Annotated in this window: 15 protein-coding genes; 7 read left to right on the plus strand and 8 right to left on the minus strand. The window is 71.3% G+C overall.

The window, feature by feature from the left end:
* Positions 1-112: 112 nt before the first annotated feature.
* Positions 113-2263: a 3-hydroxyacyl-CoA dehydrogenase NAD-binding domain-containing protein gene (locus ABD259_RS06300; protein ID WP_425573487.1), complete on the minus strand. Its 2151-nt coding sequence runs from the start codon at positions 2261-2263 to the stop codon at positions 113-115.
* A complete protein-coding gene (locus tag ABD259_RS06305) occupies positions 2260-3462 on the minus strand; it encodes a thiolase family protein (RefSeq protein WP_344160774.1) in 1203 nt (400 codons plus the stop codon). Before ABD259_RS06305 ends, ABD259_RS06300 begins: the two co-directional genes overlap by 4 nt.
* 320 nt (positions 3463-3782) lie before the next feature.
* Between ABD259_RS06305 and ABD259_RS06310 the strand changes: the two genes are divergently transcribed.
* Positions 3783-5672: an ABC transporter ATP-binding protein gene (locus ABD259_RS06310; protein WP_344100079.1), complete on the plus strand. Its 1890-nt coding sequence runs from the start codon at positions 3783-3785 to the stop codon at positions 5670-5672.
* Between the two features lie 66 nt (positions 5673-5738).
* On the opposite strand, the gene ABD259_RS06315 is transcribed toward ABD259_RS06310, so the two are convergent.
* Positions 5739-5879, minus strand: a complete 141-nt coding sequence (locus ABD259_RS06315; protein WP_344160777.1) for a hypothetical protein — start codon at positions 5877-5879, stop codon at positions 5739-5741.
* A 193-nt stretch (positions 5880-6072) separates the two neighbouring features.
* The gene (locus tag ABD259_RS06320) at positions 6073-6882 is read right to left on the minus strand and encodes a DeoR/GlpR family DNA-binding transcription regulator (RefSeq protein ID WP_344100082.1); all 810 of its coding nucleotides are present in this window, start codon (positions 6880-6882) and stop codon (positions 6073-6075) included.
* A gap of 255 nt (positions 6883-7137) precedes the next feature.
* Between ABD259_RS06320 and ABD259_RS06325 the strand changes: the two genes are divergently transcribed.
* From ABD259_RS06325 to ABD259_RS06345, 5 genes are all read left to right on the plus strand, one after another.
* Positions 7138-8478: an MFS transporter gene (locus tag ABD259_RS06325; protein WP_344100084.1), complete on the plus strand. Its 1341-nt coding sequence runs from the start codon at positions 7138-7140 to the stop codon at positions 8476-8478.
* 95 nt (positions 8479-8573) lie between these two features.
* The gene (locus tag ABD259_RS06330) at positions 8574-10091 is read left to right on the plus strand and encodes an FGGY family carbohydrate kinase (RefSeq protein WP_344160780.1); all 1518 of its coding nucleotides are present in this window, start codon (positions 8574-8576) and stop codon (positions 10089-10091) included.
* Complete coding sequence (locus tag ABD259_RS06335; RefSeq protein WP_344160783.1) at positions 10084-11577, plus strand: FGGY-family carbohydrate kinase; 1494 nt, start codon at positions 10084-10086, stop codon at positions 11575-11577. Before ABD259_RS06330 ends, ABD259_RS06335 begins: the two co-directional genes overlap by 8 nt.
* A gap of 139 nt (positions 11578-11716) precedes the next feature.
* Positions 11717-12352 (plus strand): histidine phosphatase family protein, encoded by a 636-nt coding sequence (locus ABD259_RS06340; RefSeq protein ID WP_344100090.1) that lies wholly within the window; start codon positions 11717-11719, stop codon positions 12350-12352.
* 399 nt (positions 12353-12751) lie between these two features.
* Positions 12752-13810: a 2-hydroxyacid dehydrogenase gene (locus ABD259_RS06345; RefSeq protein WP_344160786.1), complete on the plus strand. Its 1059-nt coding sequence runs from the start codon at positions 12752-12754 to the stop codon at positions 13808-13810.
* Between the two features lie 358 nt (positions 13811-14168).
* On the opposite strand, the gene ABD259_RS06350 is transcribed toward ABD259_RS06345, so the two are convergent.
* The 3 genes from ABD259_RS06350 to ABD259_RS06360 all read right to left on the minus strand — a co-directional run bounded on the left by ABD259_RS06350 (position 14169) and on the right by ABD259_RS06360 (position 17573).
* Positions 14169-15113, minus strand: coding sequence for a tetratricopeptide repeat protein (locus tag ABD259_RS06350; protein ID WP_412759342.1), 945 nt, complete (start codon positions 15111-15113; stop codon positions 14169-14171).
* 515 nt (positions 15114-15628) lie between these two features.
* The gene (locus tag ABD259_RS06355; protein ID WP_344100096.1) at positions 15629-16897 is read right to left on the minus strand and encodes an HRDC domain-containing protein; all 1269 of its coding nucleotides are present in this window, start codon (positions 16895-16897) and stop codon (positions 15629-15631) included.
* A 94-nt stretch (positions 16898-16991) separates the two neighbouring features.
* Positions 16992-17573: a DUF3000 domain-containing protein gene (locus ABD259_RS06360; protein WP_344100098.1), complete on the minus strand. Its 582-nt coding sequence runs from the start codon at positions 17571-17573 to the stop codon at positions 16992-16994.
* A 433-nt stretch (positions 17574-18006) separates the two neighbouring features.
* Between ABD259_RS06360 and hemE the strand changes: the two genes are divergently transcribed.
* On the plus strand, positions 18007-18975 hold the full coding sequence (gene hemE, locus ABD259_RS06365) for a uroporphyrinogen decarboxylase (protein ID WP_344100100.1): 969 nt from the start codon (positions 18007-18009) through the stop codon (positions 18973-18975).
* Positions 18976-19476: 501 nt separating this feature from the next.
* Here hemE and ABD259_RS06370 read toward each other — a convergent pair.
* Positions 19477-20547, minus strand: a complete 1071-nt coding sequence (locus ABD259_RS06370; RefSeq protein WP_344100102.1) for a DUF4349 domain-containing protein — start codon at positions 20545-20547, stop codon at positions 19477-19479.
* Positions 20548-20641: the final 94 nt, after the last annotated feature.

Genomic DNA, 20641 nt, shown 5'->3' on the forward strand with positions numbered 1-20641 from the left:
ACGGCGACGGCCCCCGGACCGGGAGATCCGAGGGCCGTTGTGGGATTCCCACTGATATTCGCGGATTCGCTCCGCTCTGTCGGGTATCCAGTGGTGCGGTGCACCCGGGGTTTTAGGACAGGGCGGAGAGGCCCTCCGGGTGGAACAGCTCGCCGTTGACCTTCTCCGAGATACCCGACCGGTCCAGGTACGGCGTGATGCCGCCCAGGTGGAAGGGCCACCCGGCGCCGGTGATCAGGCACAGGTCGATGTCGGCCGGCTTGGCGACCACGCCCTCGTCCAGCATGATCTTGATCTCCCGGGCCAGCGCACACAGGGCGCGGTCCAGGATCTGCTCCTCGGAGGAGGGCGCGCCGCCGCCGGTGAACAGCTTCTTGACCTCGGGGTCGATGGTGAAGTCCGGGCCGTAGATCTCCGTCTTGCCCGCGTCCACCAGGGTGCGCAGCTGCTCGGAGACTCCGAAGCGCTCCGGGAAGGAGGCGTGCAGCGTCTCGGTGACGTGCAGGGCGACGGCCGGCCCGACCAGCTGCAGCAGGAGCAGAGGCGACATCGGCAGGCCCAGCGGGGCCACAGCGCGGTCGGCGACCTCGGGCTCGGTGCCCTCCTCGACGGCGGCCAGCACCTCGCCCATGAACAGGACGAGCAGCCGGTTCACCACGAACGCCGGGGCGTCCTTGCACAGCACCGCCGACTTCTTCAGGGTCTTGGCGGTGGCGAAGGCCGTGGCCAGGGTGGCGTCGTCGGTCTTCTCGCCCCGGATGATCTCCAGCAGCGGGAGCACGGCCACCGGGTTGAAGAAGTGGAAGCCCACCACGCGCTCGGGGTGCTTGAGCTTGCTGGCCATCTCGGTGATGGACAGCGAGGAGGTGTTGGTGGCCAGCACGGTCTCGGGCGAGACGACCGCCTCGACCTCGGCGAAGACCTGCTGCTTGACCTCCATCTTCTCGAAGACGGCCTCGATGACGAAGTCGGCGTCGGAGAAGGCGTCCTTGGTCAGCGAACCGGTGACCAGGCTCTTGAGCCGGGAGGCCTTGTCGGCGTTCACGCGTCCCTTGGCCAGCAGCTTGTCGACCTCGCCGTGCACGTAGGCGACGCCCTTGTCCAGGCGGTCCTGGTCGAGGTCGGTCATGACCACCGGGACGCCGAGGCGGCGCGCGAACAGCAGGGCGAGCTGCCCGGCCATGAGGCCCGCGCCCACCACGCCGACCTTGGTGACCTTCCGCGCCAGCTGCTTGTCCGGGGCGCCGGCGGGGCGCTTGGCGCGCTTCTGCACCAGGTCGAAGGCGTAGAGCCCGGCCTTGAGCGTGTCGCTCATCATGAGGTCGGCGAGCGCGTCGTCCTCGGCGGCGAAGCCCTCGTCGCGCGTGCGGTCCTTGGCCGCGGCGACCAGGTCCAGCGCGCGCACCGGTGCCGGGGCGGCGCCGTGCAGCTTGCCCTCCACCATGAAGCGGGCGTTGTTGACGGCCTGGTCCCAGGCCTCGCCCTTGTCCACCTCGGGGCGCTCGACGGTGATGTCGCCCTTGACGACCTTGGCCGCCCAGCGCAGCGACTCCTCGACGAAGTCGGCCGGTTCGAAGATCGCGTCGGCGATCCCCATCTCGTGCACCTGCGGGCCCTTGATCATCTTGTTCTGGTTCATCGGGTTATCGATGATGATCTTGAGGGCCTTCTCCGCACCGATGAGGTTGGGGAGCAGGTAGGTGCCGCCCCACCCCGGCACGAGGCCGAGGAAGGTCTCGGGCAGCGCGAACGCCGGGACACCGGAGGAGACGGTGCGGTAGGTGCAGTGCAGCGCCACCTCGACACCGCCACCCATGGCCGCGCCGTTGATCAGCGCGAACGTCGGAACGTCCAGCTCACCGAGCTTGCGGAACACATCGTGCCCGAGCTTGCCGATGGCGTGGGCCTGCTCGCGGTTCTCGACCTTGGGCACACCGGTGAGGTCGGCGCCGACGGCGAAGATGAACGGCTTGCCGGTGACGGCCACCGCCACGATGTCGGTGCGGGCCTTGGCGGCCTCGATGGCGGCGTCCAGCTCCAGCAGCCCGCCGGGGCCGAAGGTGTTCGGCTTGTTGTGGTCGTGGCCGTTGTCCAGGGTGATCAGGACGGCCTTGCCCGCGCCGTAGGGGAGTTCGATGTCGCGCGCGAGGGCCTTGGTGACGACCTCGTCGCTGAACAGCTCCGAAAAGGAACTGTGGCGCGCAGCGCCTCCGCTGAGGGCGGTGGCGGGCGACGGGCGGGATTGCTCGATCGGGGTGCTCACTTGGCGTTCCCTTCCCAGTTCGTGTTCTCCCAGAGCACGGTTCCGCCCATGCCCATGCCCACACACATCGTGGTGAGGCCGTAGCGGACGTCGGTCCGCTCGGCGAAGAGCCGGGAGAGCTGCATCATCAGCCGCACGCCCGAGGAGGCGAGCGGGTGGCCCAGGGCGATGGCGCCGCCCCACGGGTTGACGCGGGCGTCCTCGTCGGCGATCCCGAAGTGCTCCAGGAAGGCCAGCACCTGCACGGCGAACGCCTCGTTGATCTCGATGAGGCTGATGTCGTCCATGCTCAGGCCCTGGCGGGCGAGGAGCTTCTCGGTGGCCGGGACCGGGCCGACGCCCATGACCTCCGGCTCGACACCGGCGAACGAGAAGTCGACCAGGCGCATCTTGGCGTCCAGGCCAAGTTCGGCGGCGATGTCCTCGGCGGCGATGACGGCACCGGTGGCGCCGTCGTTCAGACCCGCGGCGTTGCCCGGGGTCACGTTGCCGTGCGGACGGAACGGCGTCTTGAGCCCGGCGAGGTTCTCCAGGGTGGTGCCGGGCCGCGGCGGCTCGTCGGCGGTGGCCAGGCCGTAGCCCTCCTCGGCGGAGCGGACCAGCACCTCGACCAGGTCCTGCTGGATCTTGCCGTCGGCGTAGGCCTTGGCGACCTTCTCCTGGCTGCGCACCGCGTAGGCGTCGGCGCGCTCCTTGGTGATGGACGGGTAGCGGTCGTGCAGGTTCTCCGCCGTGTTGCCCATGACCAGGGCGGAGGGGTCGACCAGCTTCTCGGAGAGGAAGCGCGGGTTGGGGTCGACGCCCTCACCCATGGGGTGGCGGCCCATGTGCTCGACGCCGCCGGCGATGGCGATGTCGTAGGCGCCGAACGAGATACCGGCACCGGTGGTGGTGACGGCGGTCATCGCACCGGCGCACATGCGGTCGATGGCGTAGCCGGGGACGCTGCGGGGCAGCCCGGCGAGGAGGGCGGCGCTGCGGCCGATCGTCAGCCCCTGGTCGCCGATCTGGGTGGTGGCGGCGATGGCGACCTCGTCGATGCGCTCCGGCGGCAGACCGGGGTTGCGGCGCAGCAGCTCTCGGATGACCCGGACCACGAGGTCATCGGCGCGCGTCTCAGCGTAGAGGCCCTTGCCGGCCTTGCCGAACGGAGTCCGAGCCCCGTCGACAAACACGACATCGCGGGCAGTTCGCGGCACGATTGCCCCTCCTTCTCAAGCAGGTGGGTGACTTGTGCCCCTCATGCTACTCGCGAGTAACTAGTGGCGCGAGCCGCGGGGGTCCGCAAACCGAATCGAGTTGGGAATATTGCCGCCAATTGGCCTGAGCGTGCCATCAGAGGAGGTGGCGCGGGCCGCCCTCGGCGGCGTGGACGCGGTGTCAGCGAAACGTAAGGGCCGTCGGGCATGCTGCGTTCGCGAGCGATGCCGGTCCCATCCCGAAATCCCCTTGATGTCGGATCATCCTTCACACAAGGATGAGTGCTCGCTGTCCGCGGACGAGAACGAACGGAGACGAAATGGTCGTGTCGGAGCGGCGCACACGGGACGCGCACGCGCAGTATCCCCACGATGCCCCCCGCGCATCGTGGCGCCGCATCTGGGACTACGGTCGGCCGCACTGGAAGGCGCTGCTCGTTGGGGGCCTGCTGTCCTTCCTCGGCGGCATGACCGGAATACTCCAACCACTCGTCGCCAAGGTCGTCATCGAGGCCCTGGGCGCGGGGGAGTCGCTGGTCCGCCCTCTCCTCGTCCTCACCGCCGCCGTCATCGGCGGCGCGCTCATCAGCGCCGCTGGCGCGTTCGTCCTGGAGCGGACCGGGCAGAGCGTCGTGCTCGCGGTCCGCCGCCAACTGGTCTCCCGGCTCCTCCGGCTGCGCGTCGCCGAGGTCGACCGGCTCAAACCCGGCGACCTCGTCTCCCGGCTCACCGCCGACACCACCCTGCTGCGCACCGTCGCCACCAGCGGCATCAGCGACGCCGTCACCAGCTCGGTGCTCCTGGTCGCCGGAATCGTCCTCATGGCGGTAATGGACCCCGTCCTGTTCGGCGTGACGGCCGTCGTGGTCGTCGTCGCCGCCATCACCATGGTCGCGGTCCTGCCCAGGATCGGCCGGGCCACCGAGGCATCCCAGGCAGCGCTCGGCGAGATGGGCTCCCAACTGGAGCGCGTCTTCGGCGCGTTCCGGACGATCAAGGCGTCCTCCGCCGAGACGGTGGAAGCCCGGCGCCTCGACGCGTCGGCGCGGCGCGCCTGGACCAAGGGCGTGGCCCAGGCCGGGTGGAGCGCCGTCGCCGGTGTGACCGCCTGGCTGTCCACCAACGTCGCGTTCCTGGTGGTGCTGGGCTTCGGCGGAGCCCGGGTCGCCTCCGGCGCGCTGGAGGTCTCCTCGCTCATCGCCTTTCTGCTGCTGCTCTTCTACCTGATGGAACCCATAAGCACGCTGGTGAGCGCCGCGACCGACCTGCAGAGCGGACTGGCGGCCGTCCGGCGCATCGACGAGGTCGGCGCTCTGGAGGGCGAGGACACCGACGCCTCGGAACCGCACCGCGCAGCGGGCGCGGAGACGCTCGACGGACACGCGGATGCGGGCGTTACCACCCCTGCCGGGAAGGTCGCCGGCACCCGGCACAACGGCGTCCACCGGACCCCGGTACCCGGAGCACGGCAGCCCGCCCGGGTCTCCTTCGCCGACGTGGTCTTCCGCTACGCCGACGGCCTGCCGCTGGTCCACCACGGCGTCACGTTCGAGGCGGCCGGGGCCGGACTCACCGCCCTGGTCGGCCCGTCAGGAGCGGGCAAGACCACGGTATTCTCTCTGCTCGAACGGTTCTACGACGCCACCGGCGGCAGCGTCAGCGTCGACGGCGTGGACGTGCGGGACTGGCCGCTGGCCGGGCTGCGTGGCGCGATCGGCTACGTGGAGCAGGACGCCCCGGTGCTGGACGGGACGCTGCGGGACAACCTGGTGCTCGCGGCCCCAGACGCCACCGACACCGACGTCGAGGAGGTCGTGGGGCGGGCGCGCCTGTCCGAGCTGGTGGGCCGTCTGCCCGACGGCATCGACAGTGCTGTCGGCCACCGCGGTACCACCCTTTCCGGGGGCGAACGGCAGCGCGTGGCGATCGCGCGGGCGCTGCTGCGCCGCCCGCGCCTGCTCCTGCTGGATGAGGCCACCTCCCAGCTGGACGCCGCCAACGAGGCCGCGCTCAAGGAAGTGATGCTGGACGCGGCCCGCGATACCAACGTCATGGTCGTGGCGCACCGGCTTTCCACGGTCACCAGCGCCGACCGCATCGTCGTGCTCGACGCCGGAGTGGTCCGCGCGGTGGGCACGCACGAGCAGCTGGTCGCCTCCGACGACCTCTACCGCGACCTGGCCGCCTCCCAGTTGCTCACAGCGTCCTGACCGCGTGCGTTGATCTCGGCGATATCGACCGAATATCGGGGGACTGGAGTTTCGGGTTTTTGGGGGTTATAACGCCCCGATGTCGCTGAGGATCTGTTCGATCTCGGTGATCCGCTGTTCTGGCTGGTCGGGGTGGTCAGCGCAGACTTCCGTGATCGCCGGGGCATGCCGGGCGCGGATGATGTCGCGGCGCAGGCAGGCGGCCATGTCGATGAACGCCGGGTAGGCCTTGGCCGTGTAGTAGGGCGCCTCGGCACGGCGCCGCGCGGTGTCACAGCCGGGTTGCCCGTGCAGGGCGTAGTAGCAGATGACTACCTTCTCCCCAAAAACCCGAAACTTGAGCTCGCGAGTATTCGGTCGATACCGCCGAGATCAACGGAGGGACTGCGGCGGAGGGCGGTCAGCACGGGACGACCTGGACCTCGACCCCCGCGTCGCGGATCCGCCGCAGCTCGGCGCGGGGGATGCCATCGTCCACGATGACCAGGTCGAAGCGGGTCAGCGGCGCCAGGGCGTAGAGGCCCTGACGCGTGAACTTGCTGTGGTCGACCAGCAGCACCCGGCGTTCTGCCGCCTCCATCAGCGCCCGCTTGACGTGCACGGTCTCCTGGGACTGGTGGTAGCAGCTGCCGTGGGTGATGGCGGTGGTCGACATGAACAGCACGTCGGCCCGGAACGAGCCCACGGCGTCGGCGGTGTGCAGGCCCAGGAAGGCGTCGTAGGCGGGATAGTAGGCGCCGCCCAGCGCCACCACGTCGATACCGGGTACCCCGGCGAGCGCCTTGAGCGCGGTCAGGAAGTTGGTGATGACGGTCAGCGGCGCGCGCTGCGGCAGCCGCCTGGCCACGTGCAGGGCCGTGGTGCTCTCGTCCAGCATCACCGACTGCCCGGGGGACACGAGTCGGAGCGCGGCGGCGCTGAGCCGGTTCTTCACCTCGGGCATCGCGGCCGTGCGCTGCTCTAGGTCGCCGTGGAACACCGCCGAGGTCTGGGTCGTCGCACCGCCGCGGACCTTGCGCAGCCACCCCTGCGACTGGAGTGCGTCGAGATCGCGGTGGATCGTCATCGGGCTGACGTCGAACTCCTCGGCGAGCGCCTCCACGCGCGCGAACCCGGCGTCGGCGACCCGTTGGCGGATGCGCAGCTGCCGGACGTGCCGGTCGGCTCCCCGCGCCGCGGTGTCCCGCTCTGTCAATGGTCGGTGCGGCATGGGCTCCTGTTCCTCGTGGCTGTGGCGCTGTGTGAGATCTAACAGTATTTAACATCCGGGAAACACGCGAGACTCCCGCTATGAGAAGGGAGAAGATCACGAGATTCACATTCGACGGCCGCGGATGTGTGATGAGTTCGAGGATAAATCTTGTGTCCCGTAACACCCCGCCTCTTTCATGGTCCTCGCACGCGGTACCGCACCAGGTCCAACGGCCGGCCCGCGTGGCCGGCCCCGACGAGAGAGGTGACCTCGGTGTCCAGCACACACATCGATCCGCGTCCGGAGGCGGCGCCCGCGCGCCGCCACTGGACCGAGCGGATCGGCATCCCCCGACCGCTGGCATGGGGCTTCATCGGCGTTCTCATATTCATGATCGGTGACGGCGTCGAAGCCGGGTATCTGTCGCCGTACCTACTGGACCAGGGCGTCCCCGGACAGCGCGTGGCGCTGGTCTTCACCGTCTACGGGACCACCGCGAGCATCGCGGCCTGGTTCTCCGGCGCCCTCTCCGACCTCTGGGGACCCCGCCGCGTGATGTGGACCGGCCTGGCGATCTGGGTCAGCTGCCACATCCTCTTCCTCACCACGGCGCTCACCACCGTCGACTACCGCCTCATCCTCCTCACCTACGGCCTGCGGGGGTTCGGCTATCCGCTCTTCGCCTTCGGGTTCCTGGTGTGGGTGGCGGCGGCCACCCCGCAAAAGCGGCTGGGCACGGCCGTGGGATGGTTCTGGTTCGCCTTCACCGGCGGGCTGCCGACGCTGGGGTCACTGGTGGCCAGCGGCCTGGTTCCGTGGATCGGCGCCTACTCCACCCTGTGGGTCGCCCTCGGGCTCATCGTCATCGGCGGCCTGATCGCGCTGCTGCTGGTCCGCGAGCCCACCGGTCACCGGCGTCTGGCACCCGAGGGCGAGCGCCCGATCAGCACGCTGCTGGGCAGCCTGTCCATTCTCTGGCGGCGGCCCCGCATCGGCGTCGGCGCCGTGGTGCGAACGATCAACACCGCGCCCCAGTTCGGGTTCCTGGTCTTCCTGCCGGTCTTCTTCACCGAGACCGTGGGCTTCGCCCTGGAGGAGTGGCTGCGGCTGCTCACCGTCATGTTCGCCACCAACATCGTGTTCAACCTGGCCTTCGGCGTCATCGGCGACCGGATGGGGTGGCGCCGGACCGTCGCCTGGTGCGGCGGCGTCGGCTCGGCCGTCAGCGTCCTGGCGCTCTACTACGTGCCCGTCGCAGCGGGGCCGCAGTACGCGCTCGCCGTACTGGTCGCGGCCTTCTACGGCGCGACACTGGCGGGCTATGTGCCGCTGTCGGCGCTCATGCCCTCCCTCGCCCCCGAACACAAGGGCCAGGCGATGGCCGCCCTGAACCTCGGCGCCGGCGCCAGCGTTGTCGCCGGACCTGCCATCGTGGCAGTCTTCCTCGAACCGCTGGGTGTCGCCGGGGTGATGTGGATCTTCGCCATCCTCTACCTGGTCAGCGCGGTCATGACGGTGTTCCTTCGGCTGCCCGGCGAGGAGAGCGACGGCACGGCCGCGCCCGCGGCGGACAGAGTGCGGGCCACCGAGGCAACCGTCCCCCAGCGGGAATGACCACTCCCACCAGCCACTTTCGACGTTCACTCACCCGATGAGAGCTCGCCGCCGCCCCGCCGGGCGGCGGCACAACCCCCGACAGGAGGACACAGATGGCGGTCATCGCCGTCGATGTCGGCACCTCCATGATCAAGGCCGTCGTCTTCGACGACGGCGGGAGCGAGGTCGCCGTCGCCCGCCGCGCCTCCGAGGTGCGGCGCCCCCGGCCCGGATGGGCCGAACAGGACATGGACGATGTCTGGCGCACGGTGGCCGCCGCCATTCGCGACGTCCGGGAACGCGCGGGCGCACCCGTCGACCTCCTGTCGCTCACCGCCCAGGGCGACGGCTGCTGGCCGGTCGACGCCGCGGGGCGGCCGACCGGCCCGGCGATCCTGTGGTCCGACGGCCGCGCGGCCGCGATCGTCGACGAGTGGCGCGCCGAAGGCGTCCTCGATGCCGCGTTCCGCCGCAACGGCTCGCTCACCTTCGCCGGGCTGTCCAACGCGCTGCTCACCTGGCTGTCCCGCAACGACCCCGACCGCCTGCACCGCACCGCCGCCGTGCTCTCCTGCGGCGGCTGGGTGTTCCACCGGCTCACCGGCGCGTTCGCCGTGGACGAGTCGGACGCCTCGGCCCCCTTCCTCGACCTGCGCACCCGCCGATACGACCCCGCCTGCCTCGCCCTGTTCGGCCTGGAGTGGGCGGCCGAGCTGCTGCCCGAGGTGCGCGGCGACACCAACCGCACCGGCGGGCTCACCCCCGCCGCGGCGGCCGAACTCGGGCTGCCGACCGACCTCCCCGTCGTCATGGCCCCCTACGACATCGCCGCCACCGCCCTGGGCGCCGGTGCCGTCACCGACGGCCAGGCCTGCGGCATCCTGGGAACCACACTGTGCACGGAAGTGGTCACCTCCGCCCCCGACACCGCCGCCGACCCCAGCGGACTGACGATCGCGCTCGACTCCGCCGGGCACCTTCTGCGCGCCTTTCCCACCCTCGCCGGAACCGAAATCCTCACCTGGGCGGCCACGCTCCTCGGCGCGGGAGACCCGGCCCGGCTCGGCGAGCTCGCCCTGAGCGCCCCGCCCCGGCCCGACAGCCCGCTGTTCCTCCCCTACCTCTCGCCCGCCGGGGAACGGGCGCCGTTCCTCGACCCCCACGCGCGCGGCACCTGGTGGGGCCTGTCCCTGGAGCACGACCGGGGGCGCGTGGCGCGCTCGGTGTTCGAGGGCCTGACCCTTGTCCTCAAGGACTGCCTGACCGCGGCCCACATCCCCGTCACCGAGCTGCGACTGTGCGGCGGCGGAGCCAACAGCGACGCGTGGTGCGGCCTTATCGCCGACGTCACCGGCGTCCCCGTCGTCCGCTCCACCGACACCGAGGTCGGCGCCAAGGGCGCCTACCTCAGCGGCCTGGTCGCCACCGGGCACGCCCCCGACCTGGCCACGGCCGCCCAAAACCACGTCCGGCTGCGCGCCGCCCGCGAACCCGACGCCGACGTGGCCAAGCTCTACGCCCACACCTACGAGCGGTTCCTCGAACTGCGCGACCTGGCCCGGCCTGGCTGGCAGCGGATGGCCGACACCCCCGCGCCAGCCCCCACAGGAGAGGAGGACGGCGGTGCGTGACACCCGACAGGACGCCGTCTGGGTCGGCATCGACGTCGGTACCCAGAGCGCGCGAGTGCTCGCTGTGGACGCCGCGGGCGCCGTGGTCGGCGAAGCCCGCGCTCCGCTCCACGGGAACCGCGACGGCGACCGCCACGAACAGGACCCCCGGCAGTGGTGGGCCGCCGTGGCCACGGCGTGCCGCGCCGCGCTGCGCACCGTCCCGGCGCACTGGGTCAGGGGAGTAGCGGTCGACGCCACCTCCGGCACCATCCTGCTCGCCGATGCCCACGGCACACCGCTCACCCCCGGCATCATGTACGACGACCGCCGCGCCACGGCCCAGGCGGCGCGCGCCGACGAGGTCGGCGCCCGCGTCTGGGACGAGCTGGGGTACCGCCGCATGCGGGCCCCCTGGGCGCTGCCGAAGCTGCTCTGGCTGCTGGAGCGCGATCCGCGCGCCCGGTCCGGCAGCGCGCTGCTGCTGCACCAGTCCGACCTGATCACCTGGCGCCTGACCGGGCGGCGCACCGCCACCGACGCCAGCCACGCCCTGAAAACCGGCTACCACCTCATCGAGGAACGCTGGCCGCGGGAGGTCATGGCCGACCTCGGCGTCCCCGAACGGCTGCTGCCCGACGTCGTACGGCCCGGCACGGTCCTGGGGGAGGTGTGCGCCTCCGCCTCGGAGCACACCGGTCTGCCGCGCGGTGTACCGGTGATCGCGGGCATGACCGACGGCTGCGCCGCGCAGCTGGGCGCCGGAGCCCTGGCGCCGGGCGCGTGGAACTCCGTCCTCGGTACCACTCTCGTCCTCAAGGGCGTGACCCCGCGTCTCCTGCGGGACCCGGGCGGCGTCGTCTACTCGCACCGCTCACCCACCGGAGACTGGCTGCCCGGCGGCGCCTCCAGCACCGGAGCCGGAGCGCTCAGCCACGCCCTCCCCGGGCGCGACCTCGACGACCTGTCGGCGCGCGCCGCCGAGCGCGGCGCCACCGCCACCGGGGCCTACCCGCTGGTGGGGCGCGGAGAGCGGTTCCCGTTCAGCGCGCCCGACGCCGAGGGGTTCCTGCTCGACACGCCCGTCGACGAGGTCGACCACTACGCGGCCCTGCTGCAGGGGGTCGGCTACATCGAGCGGCTCTGCTTCGACTACCTCGACCTGCTCGGCGCCCCCACCAACGGCCCGCTGAGCCTCACCGGCGGAGCGGTGCGCAGCCGCTACTGGTGCCAGCTGCGCGCCGACATCCTCGGCCGCCGGGTCGTCGTCCCCGCCAACGCCGAGCCCGCACTGGGCATGGCGCTGCTCGCCGCCTCCCAGCACCGCGACCCGGCCGAGGCCGCCGCCGACATGGTGCGGGTCCGCGCCGCCATCGACCCACGTGACGACCCCGGGGAGACCGCCCGCCTGCGGGAGGGCTATCTGCGGCTCGTCGACGAGGTGCGGGACCGCGGCTGGCTCGCCCCCGAAGTCGCCAAGCACGCCCACGAGAGGTGCGCGTCGTGAGGGGAGGTGAGCGGCTCGTGCCACGCAGTGGGTAGCACTCAGAAAACGGCACTGACCAGTGAAAAGGCGCGGCGCAGGGAGCGCTGCGACAGGCCCGGCGGGCGAGCGGCCCGACCGGGCGGCGAGAATGGAGTACACAGTGACCGACCTTGTACTGGCGCGGCACGGCGAGACGACCTGGCACGCGAACAACCGCTACGCCGGTTCCAGCGACGTCCCGCTGACAGCACGCGGATACGACCAGGCCGAAACGCTGGCGACCTGGGCGGGCGGCGCGGGGCTGGACGCGGTCTGGTGCTCCACGCTCTCCCGTGCCCGCGAGACCGCCCTGCCGAGCGCCCATGCCATCGGCAGCGAGCCCCATAGCGATGAGCGGCTGTGCGAAGTGGACTTCGGCGAAGGGGAAGGCAAGACCGTCGCCGAGATGGAGCAGCTCTTCCCCGAGCGTCGCGCGGCGTTCGTCACCGACCCGGTGGCCCACCACCTCCCGGGCGGCGAGGACCCGCGCCTGGCCGTCAAACGCGCCCTGGCCTGCTTCGACGACATCGTCGACGCCCATCCCGGCCGCCGCGTCCTGGTCATCGGGCATGGCACGCTGATGCGCCTGATCCTGTGCCGCCTACTCGGCATTCCGCTGCGGGAGTACCGCCGCGTCTTCCCGGTTGTGCGCAACACCGCCCTGACGACGCTCCGGATGGGCCGGGCGAGCGCGGCCCTGATCGAGTACAACGTCCCGCCCGAGATCGCGACCGCGCACCACCTCGGACCGCGCTGACCGCGGCCCGTCACAGGGCCGACGCCGGCAGCACGCCGAACACGCGGGTGTGTCGCCGAGCGGCCGCTCTATCCGGCGCCGCCACCAGTGGCCGGGGGACGTGGCACGGCGGTCCGCACCCGTCACGCCTCAGGGGCTTCCCGGCCCCTCGGCGATTAGTCGAGGCCGCTGCTCAACTTCCGCTCTCAGTGCCGCCGGGTGGGGCGCTCCTCCGCTCACGCGGCCGTTGTGGTCGTCGTCGGCGCCCTCCCGGCGCGTTCGATCGGCGGCTGGGCCACCCTGAGGCGCCGCCCCGTCCTTGTCCCACCCTTCGCGACGCACGTGAAACCGGGCGCCCGAGCGGCCACGCCCGGGCGCCCACATCCCCGTCCCCACCATCGACACCCCGAAGGAATCCCCATGACCACCACCGTCCTGGCGGCAGGCGACCGCTTCGTGCTGCCCCGGCTGCTGTCCGACGCCGTCCGTGCCGAGGCGGGAGCCGACATCGAGGTACGCGAGCTGGAGCTGCCGTGGCCGCACGTGCCCTTCGGGCCGGTCGCCGAGGTCCACGAGGCCTCGGGCACCGAGGAGCAGCTCATCGAGGCACTGCGCGGCGTGCGTGTCTGCATCACGCAGATGGCGCCTCTCACCGAGCGCGTGCTGGCGGCCTGCCCGGAGCTCGAACTGTTCTGCGTCAGCCGGGGCGGGCCGGTCAACGCGAACCTCGACGCGGCCACCCGGCACGGCGTCGCCGTGTGCTACGCCCCCGGGCGCAACGCGGCCGCGACGGCCGAGCACACCCTCGGCCTCATCCTCTCCGCCGCCCGCCACATCCCCCACCTCCACGCCGACCTGTGCCACGGGCACTGGCGCGGCGACTTCTACGACTACGACAACTGCGGTGTGGAGATCGAGGGCGCCACCGTCGGCCTCGTCGGCTACGGAGCCATCGGCCGCCGCGTCGCCGCCGCCCTCGCGGCGCTCGGGGCGCGCGTCCTGGTGCACGACCCGTACGTGACCGCTGATGCCCTAGCGGGCACCGCCACCAAGGCCGACCTTGAGGACGTGCTCGCCGAGGCGCACATCGTCTCGCTGCACGCCCGCCTGACCCCGGAGACGGCGGGTCTCCTCGGCCCGTCCGAGATCGCGGCGATGCGGCCGGGCGCCGTTCTGGTGAACTGCGCGCGCGGCGGACTGGTTGACTACGACGCCGTCTGCGACGCCCTGGAGCGCGGCCACCTGCACGCGGCGGCGTTCGACGTCTACGCCGAGGAACCGGTCCCTGCGGACTCCCGCCTGCTGTCAGCCCCCAACGTCGTCCTCACACCCCACGTCGCCGGGGCCAGCCGCCAGGTCGCGCACAAGGCGGCCGACATCGTGGCGGCCGAGGTCGGCCGCTTCCTGACCGGCCGGCCGCTCGCGCACTGCGCCAATCCGGCCGTTCTCACGCCTGAGGGCGCGCGTCGCAGCCGGTGAGCAGGGGCCCTCACCGCAAAGGACGGTGGGCCGCGGGCGGCCGCTGATGAGCGCCACCGCCGGGCCCACTGCCCGGGGGAAGCTCGGGCGGCCCGACCAGGAACCCACGGACGACCGTTCCTCACGAACTGTCGCCCCTGCCGTCCTCTCAGCCGCAGGCCCGGGCGGGGCGGACGCGGCACAGCGGGGAGAAACGGCCGGGAGGCGCGGTGAGCGACCTTCGTCGGCGGAGAGGAAGGGAGCCGGGCAGGAAACCGCGACACGCGGGAACCCCGCCACTGCGGCTGGGGCGCAGAGCCACGGGCGGGGTGGGAACCACCCGAGACCACCCGTGGCCCGGGTGGCCTGGTGGCGGCGGTCAGAACAGCGAGGCGGCCTCGCGGTGGCGCCCGCAGGCGCTGAGGGCACCGGCGAGGTCGCGGCGCATCTTCATGGTGAGCATCCGGATCTCCGGGTCGCCCGCTTCGGCCAGGGCGCTGCGGTAGGCGGCCTGGAGGGTTTCGACGGCCTCGGCGCTGCGCCCGGCCTGGGTGTAGGCACGGCCCAGGCGGTGGTGGATCACCAGGGTGTCGAGGTGGCGGTTGCCGAGCCTGCGCCGCCGCTGGGCGAGGACCATGCGCAGCTGCTGGATGGTGTCGTCGAAGCGGCCCACCCCGCTGTAGGCGAGGCTGAGGCCGATCCGCAGGTTCTCTCGGTCCTCCGGGACAGCTGAGTCCTCAATCGCCCGCTCGAAATGGGCGATCGCCGCGTCGTGGCGGCCGCTGCGGCGGTAGGAGACCGCCAGGCGGGAGCGCGCGGCGACGGTGTCGGCGGCCATGGGCCCCAGGTGCTCCTGGCGGTGCTTGAGGAGTGCCTCCCACTGCTCGGCGGCGTCGGCATGCCGCCCCACGTCCCCGTAGGACCACGCGAGGTTCTCCCGGATAACGTCGGTCTGGGCGTGGTCGTCACCGAAGACACGCACCGCCTGCTCCAGGGCCAGCTCGAACTGGGCGACCGCCGCCTCGCGTCGACCGATCTGGGCGTATTTGCTCGCCAGGTTGTTGCGCGCCGTAATACTGCGCGGATCCTCGGCGCCCAGCTCATCGAGGTGGTCGTTGAGGGTGCGCTCCAGGGACGCCGCGCGTAGCGCCGGCGTCTCACCGGGATCGGGCGCGGGAACACGGACGGTAACTGGGTTCTCGCCTATCGGGGTGTCCGCGGAGACGAATCCGGTTCTGCGCAACAAACTGCGCCACATCGACACGCGGCTCACCACCCCTGAATGACTTGAATCCCCACCGCCACGGACCTTGCTACCCCGCATCAGCAACAGCACGATTCCATAACTTAATCCGCAAATCGGAGCGGCGAAAGCATCTAGAGCTTAGCGGAGGGTGAGTTGTCTCACTTATCGGATTTTTAACGCGATGACTGGTTTAAAAGCGGGCAGAGGGGCCCAAAGCCTGGTGCGGGGCCGCTGGGGGCAATGTGTGTGCGCCCGGTCACCGGCAACGCATGTGTGTCGGTTTGCGCGCTCGTGCTCTTCGCTTGCTTTGCCGCCGAGGCGGTTTGGCCTTTGGCGGTTGGCCACGACGCCTCCGCTCGCTCGATCGCACTCGCGTTGGTGTCGGTTTGCGCGCTCGTGTTCCTCGCTTGCTTTGCCGCCGTGGCGGTTTGGCCTTTGGCGGTTGGCCACGACGCCTCCGCTCGCTCGATCGCACTCGCGTCGCTCCCCGTCTCGGCCTCGGTAGCGACGGGCCACCGAAGCCGGGAAAGGGACCGATCGCCTACGTTTCCGCCGGGTCCGACCAACCGCGACCGGTCGCGGTCCGACCGCGCCTACTCGTTCGCCCGCTTCAACGCCGCCGCCAGCTCCTCCGCCGTCAGCGAGATCTGCCACGCGCGGGCACCGTTGGAGCGCAGCTGCTCGGCCACCGAATCGGCGTCGATGGACGCCGGGGGCATCCAAGAGAGCCGCCGAACGAGGTCGGGCTGCAGCAGATTCTCCGTGGGCATGACGACGCGCTCGGCGATCTCGCTGACCGCCGACCGTGTGGCCTCCAGCCGGCGGGCCGCCGCCGGATCGCGGTCGGCCCAGCGGTTGGTGGGCGGAGGGCCATCGCCCGGCGCACCCGGCTGGGGCAGGTCGGCCTGGGCCATGTCGCGCACCCGGTTGATGGCCTTGATCCAGGTCGTGATGTACCGGCGCCCCAGGCGCACGCCGAACGGCTTGATCGCTCCCAACTCCTGCGCGGTGCGCGGCATCACCGTGGCGGCTTCGACGATTCCCGAGTCGGGCAGTACCCGGCCCGGCGACATGTCGCGCTCCTGGGCGATACGGTCACGCTCCTGCCACAGCTCCCGGACGACACCCAGCCCGCGCTGATTGCGGACCTTGTGGATGCCCGACGTGCGCCGCCAGGGGTCCGGGCGCGGCTCCTTGGGCGGTGCGGCCAGCACGGCGGCGAACTCCTCCAGCGCCCAGTCCAGCTTCCCGGACTTCTCCAGCTCCCTCCACAGCGCGTCGCGCAGGTCCACCAGGACTTCGACGTCCAGGGCGGCGTAGGTCAGCCAGTCCTCCGGCAGCGGCCGGATCGACCAGTCCACCGCCGAGTGCTCCTTGGCCAGCCGCAGGCCCAGCACCCGTTCGACCATGGATCCCAGGCCCACGCGCTGGTATCCGAGCAGGCGCCCGGCCAGCTCGGTGTCGAACAGGCGACTCGGCCGCAGACTCACCTCACTCAGGCACGGCAGGTCCTGGTGGGCGGCGTGCAGCACCATCTCCGTGCCGTCGAGTGCGGCGTCAATGCCGCTCAGGTCCGGGCACGCGATCGGGTCGATCAGCGCCGACCCCGCCCCCTCCCGGCGCAGCTGGACCAGGTAGGCGCGCTGGCCGTAACGGTACCCCGAGGCCCGCTCGGCGTCGACGGCGACGGGTCCGCTTCCCGCCGCGAATGCCTCGACGGTGCGGGCGAGACGCGCCGCGTCGGAGATGACGGGCGGGAGCCCCTCCCGTGGCTCGCTCAGCAGAGGGGCCTGCGGGCCGTCCTGTTCACCGGGATTCTCCGGATCCGGTGTATCTGTCTTGGGGTTCAGCACATTCGCCACAGCACTACGGTATGTGCTTTCGTCCCCTTACATGCGCCGCCGGGGTATCCCGACGGCATAGCGGACCGGCGGAATCCCGTCGTGGCGGGCCTGATCATCCGCCGGAGGGTGGTCGGCGCTGGGCGATAGCCGCGACATCGGCGGGGGGCAGTCCGGCGGCCGCCGCCAGCAGGTCCAGCCAGGCCGCCATATCGCCGGACAGGTCGTCGGAGGTGGGGGACCAGGACGCCCGCAGTTCCAGCTCGGTGGAGGTGGGCTGGTCGGCCTTGGCGGCGAAGCCCTCCGTGGTGGCACGGGTGACCGTGCCGCTGAGGGCGTGGTGGTCGGCGCCGTGCGCTTCGAGTGCCTCCGAGAGCCAGCTCCAGGCCACCTGCCCGAGCAGGGGGTCCGCGGCGAGCTCGGCCTCGACATCGGCACTGGCGTAGGCGACGACGCGGAAGGGGCCGGGCCAGTCGCGGGTCCCCTCCGGGTCATAAAGGACGATCAGCCGCCCCAGCGCGACATCGTCGCCATCGACGCGAACGGCCGCCGATTTGGCGACGGCATGGGGAGCGAGGCGCTGGGGGGCGGGGATGTCGTCGACCGTGACCTCGGGTCGGACCGCAGGTGTACGCAGGCTCTCGACTGCGCGCCGGAATTCGGGAGGCGCCTCATCGACTCTGCCGAGAGGGGGCATGATGGAAACGTCAGCCTTAATCTTGTGAATCGCTAAATCCTGTGCAACAACACCGCGCGCCACGGGCCTTGGACGTCCGGGTCCGCGCGGAGCGGGCATGGGGTGACCACGACCCCACCGCCATGGAGAACCGCTCCCGAGGAGCGACGGAGCGTGACGGTGGGCACCGTACGACGGTGGCACGAGTCACCGCGGAGATCGCGGAGTTGTCCCGGCGTGTCGGGGTTTCGTAATGATCTCGGAATCCCTCCTGAGATGCCGCCGTTACGAACGGCTTCGGATGTCCGTGTCCGGGGTCGGCCACCGACCAGCGGGAGCGGGTAACGGGAGTCGGGGCACGGGGGTGCTCGGCGCATGGCACGATCGAGGTGTGACGCTGCAAGACTCTTCATTCCTTCGCGCCTGCCGGCGCCTCCCGGTGGAACATACGCCGGTGTGGTTCATGCGCCAGGCTGGCCGCTCACTGCCCGAATACCGCAGGGTTCGCGCCGATGTCCCCATGCTGGAGGCCTGCGCGCGGCCCGAAATGATCGTCGAGATCACCATGCAGCCGGTGCGCCGGTACGACGTGGACGCGGCCATCTACTTCAGCGACATCGTCGTGCCTCTGAAGGCGATCGGCCTCGACCTGGACATCAAGCCCGGCGTCGGTCCTGTCGTGGCCGAACCGATCCGCGACGCCGAGGGCGTCAAGCGGCTGCGCGACCTTGACCCCGGTGACGTTCCCTACGTGACCGAGGCCGTCGGCGAGCTCGTCGGCGAGCTGGGTGACCGACCGCTCATCGGCTTCGCCGGCGGGCCGTTCACCCTCGCCTCCTACCTGATCGAAGGGGGACCGTCGAAGAACCACGAGCACACCAAGGCGCTCATGTACGGCGCCCCCGACCTCTGGGCCGACCTGATGCGCCGCCTGTCGGCCATCACGCTGGAGTTCCTCAAGGTGCAGATCGCCGCGGGCGCCAGCGCCGTGCAGCTGTTCGACTCCTGGATCGGTGCGCTCAGCGCTGAGGACTACCGCGAGTCGGTGCTGCCGCACAGCTCCTGGATCTTCGAGGAGCTGGGCCGGTTCGACGTGCCGCGCATCCACTTCGGTGTGGGCACCGGCGAATTGCTCAGCCTGCTCAGCGAGGCCGGAGCCGACGTCGTCGGCGTGGACTGGCGGGTGCCGCTGGACAAGGCCGCCCAGCGCGTGCAGCCCGCGACGGCCTTGCAGGGCAACCTCGACCCGGCCACGCTGTTCGCGCCGTGGGAGGCCGTGGCCGAGCGCACCCGCGACGTCCTCTCCCGCGGCCGCGCCGCCGAGGGGCACATCTTCAACCTCGGCCACGGTGTGCTGCCGACGACCGACCCGGACGTCCTCACCCGCCTGACGGAGTTCGTCCACCAGGAGTCCTCCCGCTAGGACCTCCGGTCGTCGCCACGCCACAGCGAGCGACGGCGACACGGGGTGGCGCCCACACGGTGTGCGCCGCCCCTGATGCGTGCGGGGACTTCGGTGCCCGGCTGCCTGTGATCACCGCAGAGCGGGGAGGCGGGGGTCTGCTGGGCGCCCGGTCCTCTGGCGGGTGCGAACCGAAGGTTCCCTCTGTTGATGATCATGGGAACGGTCCCGGTTCTGTCCGGTTTGCCGGGATCATCCCCATGATCATCGCAGGGAACTTGTGGCAAACCGGGCATACCCGGCGCACGGTGCCCCCAGCCCTCGTCGCTGCCGCCCCCGCTCCTCCACCCGAAGGGAGACCAGCGGGGCGGGCCGCCGATGCCCCGCCCGGCCGCACCCCCGGAGACGACCGGCGCCCCCAGCCCCCTCCAGCCGTCGATGCCGCTTTTCACCACCGAACACCGGATCAGCAGAACGCCGACACGGCCGCCCAGCAGACCCCTGGCTTCCCACGCGGAACTGTCAGCTCCGGTTCGCGTCGGGGATGTCCTTGCCCTCCTCGTCCGTTGTGGAAGATGCTCCGGTGGCCGTCCCTTCGACCGCGCCGTCCGACGCCCCGCTCTCTTCCTCCCGCTGCGGTCCGGTCGGCAGGGCCTGGGCCGCCGAAGCGCTGTTGGCTCGACGCGACCGGCGCCACCACAGCACGACGGGCGAGGCCAGAACGAGCACGGTGATGAGGAACGGGAGCGCCCAGCCCGCGGCCGCGGCGAGGTCGTCGAGAAGCGTGGTGAAGGCCGCCCACCCCTCCTTCAGGCCACCGAGGAAGCCCAGCGATCCGGTGTCGTCCTCCTCGACCTTCCCGGGCGGCGGCGTCAGCTCCAGGTTCACTGTTCCCAGCGACGTCTGGTCGGCCAGCGCGGCCTGGCGTGCCTGAAGCGACTCCAGCTCCGCCTGGCGGTTGTCGATCTCCCGCTCGACGTCGAGGATGTCTTGGACGTCGTCGGCCTCGTCGAGCAGCGCCCGCAGACGCTTCAGCGAGGCCTTCGCCGACTTCACGCGGCTGTCGACGTCGGCGACCTCCTCGGTGACATCGACGGCCTCGCGGTCCAGGCTCTTGCGCTGGCCCAGATCGGCGAGGTCCTCCAGGATGTCCTCGTAGTGCTCCTGGGGCACCCGGAGCCGGAGCGAGGCCCGAGGCGCGTCACCGGCCTCGGTCCCGATGTTCTCCGAGCCGACGTGGCCGCCGACGCCGAGCACCAGGTCCTTGGCCTCGGACACCGCCTCCTGCACATCGGAAACCTCGACGTCGAGGTCGGCGGTGTAGATCACCGTGCGCTTCTGGTTCTCGACTGCGAGGTTGGTCACGTCGGAACCGTCCTCGGAGGCGCCGCCCTCCTCCGCGGGGGCGCCCGCCTCCGCTCGGCCGTCGGCGTTCTCGCCTCCCGGCGCCCGCGGGGCCGCGTCGCGCGCCGCGGCGCCCTCGCTTTCGGTGCTGTGCTCGCTGGTCGTTCCCGAACACCCCGCGAGCAGGGCGATCGCGAGCGATGCGGTGATGGTGGCCGCTGTCGCGCGGCCCGTGCCAGGTGTGACCACTGCAACCCTCATGCCCTTTCGACGTGACGCCTTCCACGGCCGTTGCGGGCCTCCCGTAACGCGTGTGTCACGGTTGCGGGGCGCGGGTCCCGAC

This window comes from Nocardiopsis rhodophaea, assembly GCF_039530945.1.
Lineage (GTDB): Bacteria > Actinomycetota > Actinomycetes > Streptosporangiales > Streptosporangiaceae > Nocardiopsis_C > Nocardiopsis_C rhodophaea.